Source organism: Flavobacterium pisciphilum (genome assembly GCF_020905345.1).
GTDB lineage: Bacteria > Bacteroidota > Bacteroidia > Flavobacteriales > Flavobacteriaceae > Flavobacterium > Flavobacterium pisciphilum.
In genome coordinates this window covers 1,250,456-1,263,191 of sequence record NZ_JAJJMO010000001.1, presented here as the reverse complement: position 1 = coordinate 1,263,191, position 12,736 = coordinate 1,250,456, and the positions used below count along the sequence as shown (strand labels likewise).

9 protein-coding genes are annotated in these 12,736 nt (G+C 31.2%); all 9 read right to left on the bottom strand.

Going from position 1 to position 12,736, the window contains the following annotated elements:
• Positions 1 to 351: 351 nt before the first annotated feature.
• The 9 genes from LNQ49_RS04750 to LNQ49_RS04710 all read right to left on the bottom strand — a co-directional run bounded on the left by LNQ49_RS04750 (position 352) and on the right by LNQ49_RS04710 (position 12,733).
• Positions 352 to 768 (bottom strand): hypothetical protein, encoded by a 417-nt coding sequence (locus tag LNQ49_RS04750; RefSeq protein WP_229987569.1) that lies wholly within the window; start codon positions 766 to 768, stop codon positions 352 to 354.
• 11 nt (positions 769 to 779) lie between these two features.
• Complete coding sequence (locus LNQ49_RS04745; protein WP_229987568.1) at positions 780 to 4,466, bottom strand: DUF6443 domain-containing protein; 3,687 nt, start codon at positions 4,464 to 4,466, stop codon at positions 780 to 782.
• A gap of 13 nt (positions 4,467 to 4,479) precedes the next feature.
• Positions 4,480 to 7,899 (bottom strand): RHS repeat domain-containing protein, encoded by a 3,420-nt coding sequence (locus LNQ49_RS04740; RefSeq protein ID WP_229987567.1) that lies wholly within the window; start codon positions 7,897 to 7,899, stop codon positions 4,480 to 4,482.
• A 141-nt stretch (positions 7,900 to 8,040) separates the two neighbouring features.
• Entirely contained in the window at positions 8,041 to 9,177 is a 1,137-nt protein-coding gene (locus LNQ49_RS04735; RefSeq protein ID WP_229987566.1) for a type II secretion system F family protein, read from the bottom strand.
• Entirely contained in the window at positions 9,167 to 9,643 is a 477-nt protein-coding gene (locus LNQ49_RS04730) for a prepilin-type N-terminal cleavage/methylation domain-containing protein (RefSeq protein ID WP_229987565.1), read from the bottom strand. The genes LNQ49_RS04735 and LNQ49_RS04730 overlap by 11 nt, the downstream gene beginning before the upstream one ends.
• Positions 9,630 to 9,968, bottom strand: a complete 339-nt coding sequence (locus LNQ49_RS04725) for a hypothetical protein (protein ID WP_229987564.1) — start codon at positions 9,966 to 9,968, stop codon at positions 9,630 to 9,632. The genes LNQ49_RS04730 and LNQ49_RS04725 overlap by 14 nt, the downstream gene beginning before the upstream one ends.
• A complete protein-coding gene (locus LNQ49_RS04720; RefSeq protein WP_229987563.1) occupies positions 9,956 to 11,239 on the bottom strand; it encodes a hypothetical protein in 1,284 nt (427 codons plus the stop codon). The genes LNQ49_RS04725 and LNQ49_RS04720 overlap by 13 nt, the downstream gene beginning before the upstream one ends.
• A complete protein-coding gene (locus LNQ49_RS04715; RefSeq protein ID WP_229987562.1) occupies positions 11,236 to 11,721 on the bottom strand; it encodes a hypothetical protein in 486 nt (161 codons plus the stop codon). Before LNQ49_RS04715 ends, LNQ49_RS04720 begins: the two co-directional genes overlap by 4 nt.
• Positions 11,711 to 12,733, bottom strand: coding sequence for a tail fiber protein (locus LNQ49_RS04710; RefSeq protein ID WP_229987561.1), 1,023 nt, complete (start codon positions 12,731 to 12,733; stop codon positions 11,711 to 11,713). Before LNQ49_RS04710 ends, LNQ49_RS04715 begins: the two co-directional genes overlap by 11 nt.
• Between the last annotated feature and the right edge of the window lie 3 nt (positions 12,734 to 12,736).

Here is a 12,736-nt window from a genome sequence, read left to right as displayed (position 1 = left end):
AAGAAGGTCCTTTTACATTTTCTTGCTTTGTAAAAATAGTAAAATATATAGATTACATACTCAATTGAAATAAAAAATGACAACTTTTCGTACATTCCTAATTCTGATAGATTTGCTTTTACATTGGGCTTATTTTTTTAGAACGTTTTGATTTAAACTCAGATGAAAGTTAAAAAATCTTCAAATAAAACAAGCGCAGGATTAAAGCGTATTTGGTGTGTTTTGGAGTATCTAGCGCATAAAAAAACCTCGCCAGTATTTGACGAGGTTTTCTTTTCTATTCTTTGTCGATGCTCTTTGTCTTCACGAGCGGGACGCTCGCGCCAGCAGGGGATACATTACCAACATTATCTAATATTTACTTATTAATTTTCTTAAATTTAAAAATAAAAGCAAAATAAATACAATTAAAAATGGAATTGAAGTCAATAAATATAGTTTAATTTCAATATATGGATTATAAGTAATTCCCCAGAATGACCACAACACTATCATTAAAACTAATGAAAAAGTTATTAATTTATAATTTTTCTTTAATACAGAAATAGATAAAAAAAACATAACAAAAATAAATTCAACAACTAAAAAGCTAAAATTCATCGTCCAATTTGTTAGCTCGAAATTCCATCCGTTATCTAATGCATTAAATATAATGGCAACCAAACAACCAAAAATTGATACTGAAGGCGTCCCATTATAACTAATTTGAATACATAAAAAACAAAAAACAAGAATTGCAAAACTCAATAGGGTATTTAAATTTTTCATAAACATATTATTTAATAAGAGCCTCCACTTGCAGGCTTTAAATCTCCATTATTTAAAACTTTAGCTTTTTCAAAGTTTATATTATTTACTAAATTAACTGGATTTACTCCTTTGCTCATATGATTTAATATTGGTGCTAAGTAGGGTGTTAATGTGTTGTCCAGATTGGTATGCTTTGTTCCAGCTCCTAATGATATATTTGTAGATAAGCCAGTTGAAGTTCTACCACCAACTCCAATCATCGAGGAATCTGAGGAATTGAAATTAATAACATTTGCAACATTGCTCCCTAATGAGGTACTATATGCAGACCCTTTACCATCAACTGATGCAGCTTCCATTGTTATTACTAAGTCAATAGACTTATTTTTTATACCATCACTATTATTTACAATATTTGCTGCATCTAAAACATCCTTACCTCCTAAACTATGCCCTATTAAAGCAACCATCCCATCTGGATTGTTTTGTCTGTAATTTCCAATAGTTTCTGCAATATGCCCAGCTGTAATACCACTATCAGAACCAGCATAATTAATAATTGTTGCATTACCTACACCAAAGCCACGTTGCCCTAGTAAAGATAAACCATCGTCTCCCTTATTATAGCCATCTGGTAAATTGCTAACTAATGTATTATTACCTTTAATTTTGTCACCATACATACCACCAGCTCTTCCGTTAGCTGTTATAACCAACATATTTGAATTTTTAATTTTACCAGCTTCTACGGGCTCTAAACCTTCCAATTCTCTTGAGTCAATAACACGATTTCCACTAAATACATATGGACTCCAATCCATATATTTTTCTGTTAGCGGGTCAACATTCATAAATCTACCGATAGCCATATCGTAATTTCGATATTTAAAGCTGTCCCAGTTCAATCCCAGCTCATCTTGACGCTCTTGTCCTTGGAACTTATACTTTTTAGCAACTGCATTACCTAAAGAACTAATATTATTATTATATCCAATTTGTTTTAATCCAAACGGGTAATAATTGTTTTCATCAACAATGCTTAGGTTTTTATCATAACTCAAGCGTACATTCCCTAAATGATCTTTATACTGGTAAATATACTCAAAAGTTCCCGAATTGTTATTTACATAGCCTTCCGATTGAGGGAAAAATTGAAGTATGTTATTTTCATATTGATACCCATTTACATAATCAGTACTCGTTTTATTAGTTCCACTAGTTACAATTTTTAGTACTTTTTGTCCTGTTGCATTATAAGTATAGGCAATGTTTCCAGTAGAACCAAAAGTGACAAGAGTTGGTAAGTTCAAATGATTATAAGTAATAGCTGTAATGTTTTTATTGGCATCACTAATCATATTTCCATTGGCATCGTAACTGTAATCATCTCCTGTATTAGAGCCATCAACAAAACCAACGGTTTTATTGCTGCTATCTGCCACTTTGATAAGTTGGTTAGTTTTATTTGCATTGCCATAACTATAAACCAAATCATCTATTAATGTTGGAGTAGTATCTGAAGATCCATTACGGGATAACCCCATTATATTACCATTTTTATCATAAGATAATGATTCATTATAGGTATTAGTCACAGCATTATTTTTTTGGAAAACGGCTGTCTTAAGACGGTTTAGATTATCATATTTATAGCCATACCCACGAGTTGTTGCACCTGAATCTGAATTTGACTTCCATGATGTTTCCGAGATATTTCCATTGTATAAAGGTAATACTCCAGGAACTCCTGTTGGTACTGTATTGTAATCTAGCTTAAAGGCAAATAAATCTTTAGGATCTCCAGCTTGAGTAAGTGAAGATATATTATTTATACCTGTTAACCATCCTCTGATGTTATAAGTAAAATCTATTTTTTGAGTTGGAGCTGTGGTGGTGTTTCCTACCTTCTTAAATTCCAACTGGCCTAATTCATCATAAGTATTGGCTGCAATAAGTTCAATAGCTCCATCATTAATCTGATGGGTATGTGTAAGCAAACGGTCTTGGGCTGAATAGGTGAATGCTTCTTTTGTTTTTAATTCCGGATTACCATTAACTCTTTTGTGTCTTGTTATAGTATACTGTAACTGTCCTGAAAAAGGATCTAAATTACTATCAGTATAGGCATAACCTCCCAAATAATTTTGAGTATAATTACGAATTGGTCTTGCTTTGGCATCGTAAAAAATAGCTGTTGTTTCCCCAAATGTTGCGGTACTCAAGGTAGCAACTCTTGTCCATGAAGCGGTACTTACTGTTTTTAGCTGCGAAGCTGCTAAAGTGTTTTGTCCTTCTACGCTTGTAGGTATTGTTATGGCAGGTGTACTTGGAAAAGTATAATCATCATAATAGTTTACAGTAAGAAGCTTGAAGCTAGTAGGGGCAACTATATTACTATAATAAGCTGCAATACCATCTATGGTTCCTGTTGCTTGTTTGGTTTCGAATAAAACTGTTGCATTATTTTGAGCATCTTGTAATGCTTTTCTACCAGTGTCTGTAGCTGCAGTTTGTGTCATCCATCCTGTATAAACTGGACGACTAAAAGCATCGTATTTGGTAATTAACCAACCCGTTGTGCTTAAATCTGTGAAAGGAGAATTTGAAGGACCTGTAGCTACAGGTCTGTCTAACTTATCATATACTATAAACTCCCATTGCTTGCTTGGTAGTTTTTTCTCAACCAATCGATTGCGATAATCGTATTTGTATTGATAACATAAATCATTTAAAATTGCTAGACTTCCAGACTCTATTCTTGCCGAAAAAGTACTTCCTTTTACAGCATTAAATCCAGGTAACAATGTAATTGAATTGGTTGCTGTTAAATCTAATGAAGTTCCTGAGGCTACAGTAGCTTTAGAGCTAGTATCATATGGACTATTGGATACATTTATAAGATCTGAGGCTTTAGGGGGAATTACATAGGTTAAATTACCATATTGATCATACACATAATAGGTATCGTGTTTTGATCCTGCATCATAAGTTCTTTTTAAAACTACTTGCCCTTCTTTATTTTTAAATTCTACAGTAGAACCATTAGCTTCAACTAATGAAGCGGTTGTGTTCTCATCATAGGTAATTGTTTTATAAAGCTCATTGGCTGGATAAAAGCCTGTTCCATTTGCTTTACTCAAACTTATATCATATAAGCCCAAAGACTCTTTCCAAGTAGTGTTAGCAATAAATAACAAGACTTGATCTGTATCACTATTGGCCTGATAATCCATTTTGACGGTATGATTATTAGCCAATGCCCAATCGTTTCCTGGAGCTGCTTGTTGTAGCACTCGATTTAAAGGGGAAGCCTCTACTTGTTTTTCGCTATAAGGGTTCGCATTTACTGCGCCATATTTGGTTTTATACTGCTGTACTAAATCAGGAATTAAAGTTGAAGGAGCAATATAATTTGAATTATTTTGTCCAGAAGCAAAAGGAAGGTATTCTTTTAGTTGTCTTCCAAAACCATCGTATTCTGTAGGGATTACAATATCTTTTCCTGTTGCGGATGCCTGATAGTTAATTTGTTGAATTGGTCTTCCTAGGCCATCAAAATAAGTAATATTTTGATTGGCCTGATTAATCGTGGGAGCTGCAATAGCAGTTTGGGTAGCTACTTTATAGGTTACTGATTTTATGTAATTCTCACTTTGAGTTTGTCCAATCATTATTATAGGAAACAAAACCAAAAGTAGGGCTGTAATTTTTTTCATAATCATTTTTGGCTTATTGTTTATAATGGTATTGGTTTTCTGAAAGGATATTTTTGTCTTTGTCTTTTACAAACTGTAACCTTCCAAAGTTGTCATAGCTATAAGTGATTGTATCTCCTTTTGGATCTGTAATGGTGCTTACTCCAACTAGTGGGATATAGGTATAGGTTGTAACCATTGCATTAGGTAATGCTATGCGTAAGGCATTTAAAGCATCTATTAAAGCTGTTTCTGTTCCTGTGTTTGAAGCATCTTGAGCAGTTGTAATCAAACCTGCTGGAATGTTTGCATAACTAATATTCTCTATTTTGGCAATGGGCTGGGTTTTATTATAGCCCCAAATGATACAAATAGGTATACCGTTTTCCATAGAATATTGCAATACATTTCCATTTCCTTTGGTTATACCATTAACCACATCTGTATCGTATAAGTTGAAATTTACTTTGCGATTGGCATCGTTAAACGGAAAAGTTTCAGTAGTTCCTTTGGTAGTATGTATTTCTTTAGGTAATAATAAATTTCCTGTTACAGTACTTTCTTCGTATTTGGTAATAGACTCAGAAGTTTGTATATCATTGATAAAAGTCTCAGTTTTAATAGGCTTATCAATTTTATTTTGAGCTACTAATTTTTGCATTTCAGTAGTTTGACCATTAATGACTAAATCTTGAGGATAACTCAATTGAGTTCTTAAAATCTCATTTTTACTATTAGTAATTTCGGTTTTGGTTAATTGATAATGTGTAGGATTCTGATAATCATAAGTAGTTGTCTTTTGGGTAATCGGGTTTTCATTGGCATCATAATCAGTTTCTGTTGTACTGGTTATTACTTTTTTACCTTGAGAAGTTTGACCTACAGCATAATAAAATTGACCTGAATGAAAGTCTGCTCGTTCATTATAAGGTAAATTAAATGATCCAATATTATCTCCAGGATTAACTTGTGAAGGGAAATTATTAAAAACAATATTATAAGGTAATGCTGATTGTTTTAATATGGTGTATTGATTAGTTATACTTTTAATTATTTTGTATGTATCAGGAGTTGTTCCATTTTTATAAATATTTGTTTTTAACAAAGAGCCTTGATTCCAAAGATCATTCTTAAAAAAGGCAAAATTTGTTAGAAAACCCAAAGGTAGATATATATTGATTGGTGTGAAACCATTTACCGGATATGTTGAAAAAAAAGGGCTTTTAAAAACTGTTGGTAAATTCCCCGCATTGATATCAAATATTCTTTCAGAAAGAATATTTTGAAAAAAATATTCAGTTTTTCCATTCTTTTTTCCATCGATGGTATTTATATCTATTTCAGTAACTTTTCCATAAGTCATAGCTGGAGTCCCACCTGTGTTATTGTCAAATACAGCAGTTGTAGAGAAAATAGGTAGTACATCTGACTTTCTGTCCTCAGCAAAAACGCCTCTAACATAACTTCCGTTTCCTTCTTTTATTAGTACATTTTCATCTTCGTATTTATATTGTTTTATAGTTATTGGATTGGTATTTACTCCATCATAATTTTTAATAGATTTTATACGTAAACCACCTATTAACTTTACTGTTGGAGTTGTTGTCTCTCCTGAATTTTCAAGCCAAGAAGCTGTGATACTAGATATTGGACAGGCTTGTGCACCAAAACTCCCTGTTCTATATTCATAAGCCGATAAAGTATGTGTAGAGTTTCCAAAATCTCTTTGATGCATATAGTTTCCTCCCATGGTAAAGGGTAAGGGTCTTACAAAAGATTCAGAATCATAATTTACGTTTGTGGCACCTCCATTTTCATCAGTGGCAGACATGAAAGAAATAGTTAATTTACCACTTCCTGAAACATAGTTTACGGGAGTAAAAGTAGTGTTAGCAGAGTGAACTGTACAACCCTTTCCATATCCGTAAGCAACAGCAGATGCGCTTCTGTACACATTGGTTGGAGTGCTCACATTTTCTGTATATTTATTGGCTTCGTATTCAAAAATGGAATAACCACCTTCTGGGTAAGTTATTTTTTGTAAAATACCGGATTTCATCATGCTTTCGTTTGCGGTCCTGTTTCCGTTACCTACTAGAAAAGAAACATCTTGTAGTGGGAATTCTGACATACGTCTTATTCTTGTTTGAGGTGACAGGTTTCCAGAGTTTGTATTAATATAGCCCCAATAATCTTTTTGTGTTGTACTTCTTTCTGGTAATTGTGTCGTTTCATAATCAAAAGAATGTTTGGTATTAAGAATTTCATTTTTTATTTGATTTAGTCTTAATGATTTATTTCTGCTATTGACATTCCTGCTTGCATAATAATCATTAGGATCGCCTGGATTAGGATAGGCTGAAGAGGTAATAGAACCACCATGCCTGATATAGTAATCATAATCAAAACTATAATCTTGTATTAATTTTTTAATTGTCCCAATTATATTATAAATACTAATTTTATCGAGCTTATAATCATCGGCTAAATCTTGTCTGTTTTTGGAAGAAGAAAATTCAACGGATCCATTACTAAAGTTGATAGCTGTCAAAAACTGTCTGGTTGAACTTGTTAAGCCAGGGTAAATAGATTTTAATTTGGGTAGATTGTTATTACTTATAGAGTTTTCAACCAATGTTTCCCCAATAATAATTTTGTAATCACTTGTATAGTCGACTGCTTTATATTTGAAGGATATGATGTCTTTTGGATTATTACTATTAGGTGGGATGATTTCAGTAAGATACCATGTAGAGACATATCTAGGTTTGTAAGTATCAGCAGTATTACGAGAAATTTCGGTTGCGTTATAACCATCAAGACCTTGTCCAAAACGATAAGTAGTTCCATCGCCTTTGATTATTTCTAATGTAGGTGTTTCATAAAATAATTGATTATTGTTTAAGGACGTTTTGACTACTGTATTTTGTAAATCTCTGAAAATAGCTTTATTGTCAACAAAGTAAAAGGTCCCAGATAAGCCTGGAGCATTGACAATAAATTCATCGTATGCTGTATCTACAGTTCCAAAGTTATAAGGGTCAAATTGATTGTATAAAATTCTATAATTAGGTTCAGTAAAGGCCAAATTTGCAATATTTGGAACAGGTTCACTATTATCAGGAATTCCTTTTACATTTCTGATGACAGCTCCTCCAGCATTTAAATTCCATCCTAATCCTACCCAAGAAGCCAATTCGTCTAATTGTATTCCAGCACTATTATAACTTATATCTATTGGTACAGTTAGTTCATTTGTTTTTATGGTATAAATCGGAATACTAATATTTATTTTCCCCGTTGAATAATCTACAGGAAAAAGACCTTGTTTGGCAAATGATGCGGCATTTGGGCTTACTGGGAAATAGTCAGGAATATCTTTTGCTACTTGAGAAAATATAATGTTAGTAAATAACATTGTAAAAAGAATTCCTAGGGTAGAAATTTTATGCATATTTAGATTTATTGATAATTATTTGTTGATTTCCGTAGGAAAATACAAGTATAATTAATAAAAGCTAAATTCTAGTGTTTTCTTTAAATAAATATTAACAAAACTATTCTTTATTGTTTGTAAAATTTTAAAATAAAAGTTTTAGCCTATAGCGCTACTAAGTTGGAACATTGGTAAATACATAGCAACTAATAAAACAGCAACAAGAACCCCAACAAAAAGTATAATAAATGGCTCTAAAACAGTAGTCATAATTTTAGATTGCTGTACTACTTCTTGATTGTATTGTTCGCTTAGTTGCTTGAACACGTATTCAGTTTGATTGGTTTCTTCAGCAACTTTTACAAGCGAAATGATTCTGTTATCAAATAATGTGTTTTCTTTTAAGCTTGAGCTTAAACTATTTCCTTTTAGGATATTATTTTCTACTTTTTCAAGTGCATCTTGCAATGGTACAAAGCGTATCATTTTTTTGACCATTTGTATACTGTTTAGCAACGGAACTTTTGCTGTAGTTAATAGTGCTACAGCTTGTGTAAATTGTGCAAGATAAATTTTGGTTATAAAAGTGCCAATAATCGGGATTTTTATTAAAGAAAAATGAAGGATTTTTTTATACTTTGCATTATCTTTTAATATACGTCCAGTAAAAATAAGTGCTATAATTATCAGTAGCCCATATACCCCAAAGGTTTTAGTAAAAGCGGAGAGTTTCACAATAATTTGTGTAAGAGCGGGAAGCTCCATGTTGTTTTGCTTAAAGATACCTTCAAACATTGGTACAACATAACTTAGCATGAATACTACAACAAGCACAGCTGTTGATAAAACTATCGAAGGGTAGGTAAGTGCCGCTATGATAATCCTTTTTTGTTCATTTTTCCGCTCATAAAAAAGCCCTAATTCTTGGCAAACCTGAGCTGTTGTTCCAGTTTCTTCTCCTATTTGTATTGAATAATACTCATATTCTGTAAACGCCTTTGAATCTAACAATGCTTCTGAAAAGGATTTTCCATTAATGACATCATTTAATACTTTTTGAATTAAATCTTTATCAGCTTGCTTCTTTAAAGATTCAACGATTAAGGATAACCCTTCTTTAAAAGTAATGCCTGCTTTTAGTAAGACAGCTAATTCCTGATAAAAAGCCTGTTTTTTTTTGTTATTAAATCCAGAACTAAAAAAGGTGATTTCTTTTTTTAGTAAATCTTCGATACTATTTTCTTTTCTATTTGTAGAAGTAACTTTATTTGGAGTGTTTTCTAATTTAAATGCCATTTTCTTGATTTATAAAAAAGGTTACATCATTTTTTTTCGATACAAAAATTTCATAATCTACTAATTCATTGTTGGCCTGAATTTTTATAGCATCTATATCTCCGTATTCTGTTTCTTTTCCATTTAAAAAAAGAAAATTAGGAACTAACTTTAATTTTATAGTATCCTTGTTTCTTAAACTATAAGTGTCATTAAAAGAATAAATTACAGTATCCATTTCTGATTGCATTAACAGCAATTTTTCTTCTTTGTTATATTGAATAGTATTTAGTTCATTAAAATCCTGCCACAATTTTTGTTCAAATAAGGCTAGGTTGCTTGATTTATCAAAATTAGTTTGAATGGTATGAATTTGTTTTTGAACCAAACGCAGTACACTAAAAGCCATCCCCACAACAATTGCTGTAATAATTATGACAATCAATAACTCAGCGAGTGTAAAAGATTTTATTTTATTGGGTGTCATAAATCTGTTGTTTTGTTATTTGTTTCTTTGTATTGTCATTCGTTGCAATAATAAATAACATTGCTTTTGATTCTACTATTTCTTTATGAACTTCAATATTCCAGTTTCCATAATTTTCTTCATGAGGAATTTTTATTGTTTTATTTTGAATTTCATATGCTAATTCATTCATCCGAGTCTCTATAAGATGGGTGTTTTTAGAGAATGTATTTAGTACTAAATTATTTAATACCAAACTTGCAATTACAAATATGATTACAATAAGAACTGTAGCAACAAGTGCTTCAATTAATGTTGCTGATTTTATTTTTTTTAATACAACCATTTCATTATAGTTTTAGGCTCTTGATCAAATAAAACTCCACCGATAATGTTTGGAATATTTTCATTCTCGATTGTCCCGTTATAAATATGATTTGTATAAACAGATCCTGATTGATTAGCTACAAACTGTTTTGTATAGACAGAACCTGAAACTTTACCTTTTAATTCAAAATTACCATTGCAATATAACTGCCCTTTAATTTTTGCTTTTTCTTCTAATACAATTTGTGTTAAGAAATTGGTTTCTTGATCTGTTTTATAATAAACGACACTTCCTTTTATGATAGATTCAGTACCGATATAAATTTTATTATCGAGTTTATTTGTAGATGTTTCGTTTGTTTTTACCTTGGTATCCTGATATAAAACCAAAGCAGATGGATATCCTAAATCGCACCCTTTTCCTACTGAAATTCTTTGAGAAGCAATTGCCTGAAAACTTCCTATGGTACCATCTTCAATTTCTATAATTGGAGCGACTAGGATTATGTCTTTAAGGAGCGCAGTTTTAGTTATCTTTATTAAAGTATCTGATTTAATTATAATATTACCTGTAAGTTTTATTGCATCAAGAAAAATAGGGCCTTTTTGAAATATGCTTTTTGTATGTTTTTTAAACGAATTTGCACTATTTCTAGTACTATTTAAATTAATATAGTCATTTGCGTTGGTCGGTTTATATTCATTTAAATAGAATAGGATTGCAGCTGTAGAACTTTTTTTTAAAGTTGGCAATTGAGTTGTACTATTCTTTATGTCACCATATACAAATTGTGAACCATAATAGCTATTTCCTGCTATATAACCAGATCTTACCCCTTGTTTGGGTAAGTATATATTTCCTCGAAGTATTGTATTACCAACGACCGCTAGAGGAGTTTGTGTTTCTTGTAAGAATAAGGTAGGAGATTCTTTTGCATTAATTGCAGCACCAATGATTGCTACTTTTGTGAATTTTTTTTTCCGGAATTGACTTATTGATGTGGCTTTCTCAAACAATCCCCATTGTGATAAGTTAACTTTTATCGTTTGGTTTTCTTTTTTAACTAAAGAAATAGGAATGGTATCTGTTGTTAATTCTGATTGTTCAAGTAAATAATCGATTCCGATATTTGATAGTTGAATATTTTCGATTGCACCTTTAGATTGTTCTTTCATGTAAATGAAAGTATATGCATATAACAACAATCCGCTTATAAGTAATGCGATTAATACTGCAATAAATACAGTAAATTGTAGAGCACCTGATTTAAGTTTAAGTTTTAAAATCACTCAGCAATCATTATAATATTTAAATTTCCTTTGAACCTAACATATATAGACTCTTTGTCACCGCTTTTAAGGAAAACTTCATTGGCAGTATCACCAATTTTCATATAATGATTTTGCCCAGAAATAATTAAAAGAAATATTTTAGTTTTATCTTTAGTGTCAGAGATTAAACCTTTGTACTTTATAATTGGCCATATAAGAGCATCTTCTTTTTTAGGTAGTTTTTTTATTGTTGAATTAGAACTTTTTACTTTAGTTGTTGAACCTGAAGCATACATTTTTCCTAAAAATGGATCACGATAATTTACATTTATACCAAATGTATCTCTTACTGCTATTTTAAGCGGTTTGAAGTTATAATCAGATGATTTTTTATCTACAACAGTATCTGAAGTTGTAAAAGAAAAAAACTGAAATATAACAATCCCCCATATTAAGAGTACAATTGGTAAAAGGATGTAAATGTTCTTTTTATTTTTCATTGTTATTAACTTTTGAAGCTAATTGGGTTTCAATTTTAGTAACTCTCAAAACTAATTCTTTTAAAGATTCAATTTCTTTTTCCTGAGTATTTATTTTTTTATTTTGATCAATAGAGTAGAGGGTAAGTTCTTCAATTTTCTTTAATAGGTTCATGTTCATTTCTGCAAGCATAAGCCCATTTTTTTCGATTTCTTTTGCTGATGGGATTTCTGGTAAATGACTATTTTGTTTAATAAAGTCTTCAACATCCTTTAGTGATCTTAGTTTATAATCATTAGTAAAAACATAATCAGGAACTGATCCTGCTGTAGTTGTAACTTTAACTTCTTGAGCATGAATGTTTCCAGCTACAGTAAGTTTGGAATCAGGGGTTGTTGTTCCTATACCTACATTACCATTTTGTATATAATGATTCCCGTTCCCACTAACTTTTAAGGTTCCATTTGTATGTAGGTCATTATTTAATTCTGTGCTTACTGCAAAATCGGGAATGGTATTCCCTATAGGGTTTTGATTAATTTTTATTTGATTATAGCTATTCAATTCATTTACCTTGTCTTGTAAATAGGTAATTTTAATTTTATAACTGGCATAATCTCTAACATCAAATAATATTGGTAATTGTTTATTTATATAGTCACCGAGACTGGAAGTTAAGTCTGTTGGTGTGCCTAAAACAATTTTCCCAGAATGATATGCTCCGTGCGAGTCTAATAATTTAAGTACAGGAGAACCAGAATTGACACCTTGTCCAAAGCCGTTTTCAATAATATATTTTTCATATCCAGTTCCATAAGAGGCTTCATATAGTTCTACTATAATAATTCCACCTACTTGCCAGTGATGCGAATTATATCCTACAGTTGCTATTTCAAATCTTCTTGCTTGAGCAGCATCTGCTTGTAATCCTGAAATTACAGTTGATTTTAAGCCATTTTGGTCTATGTCAGTTTGTGAAAAGATACTATTTGTTGTTACTATTGTGAGTATAATTAAAAAAATATTTTTCATATT

Excerpts from the sequence above, each read along its gene's own strand:
- LNQ49_RS04725 (WP_229987564.1), bottom strand. The coding sequence starts at position 9,968 with ATGGTTGTATTAAAAAAAATAAAATCAGCAACATTAATTGAAGCACTT.
- LNQ49_RS04745 (WP_229987568.1), bottom strand. The coding sequence starts at position 4,466 with ATGAAAAAAATTACAGCCCTACTTTTGGTTTTGTTTCCTATAATAATG.
- LNQ49_RS04715 (WP_229987562.1), bottom strand. The coding sequence starts at position 11,721 with ATGAAAAATAAAAAGAACATTTACATCCTTTTACCAATTGTACTCTTA.
- LNQ49_RS04710 (WP_229987561.1), bottom strand. The coding sequence starts at position 12,733 with ATGAAAAATATTTTTTTAATTATACTCACAATAGTAACAACAAATAGT.
- LNQ49_RS04740 (WP_229987567.1), bottom strand. The coding sequence starts at position 7,899 with ATGCATAAAATTTCTACCCTAGGAATTCTTTTTACAATGTTATTTACT.
- LNQ49_RS04735 (WP_229987566.1), bottom strand. The coding sequence starts at position 9,177 with ATGGCATTTAAATTAGAAAACACTCCAAATAAAGTTACTTCTACAAAT.
- LNQ49_RS04730 (WP_229987565.1), bottom strand. The coding sequence starts at position 9,643 with ATGACACCCAATAAAATAAAATCTTTTACACTCGCTGAGTTATTGATT.
- LNQ49_RS04750 (WP_229987569.1), bottom strand. The coding sequence starts at position 768 with ATGAAAAATTTAAATACCCTATTGAGTTTTGCAATTCTTGTTTTTTGT.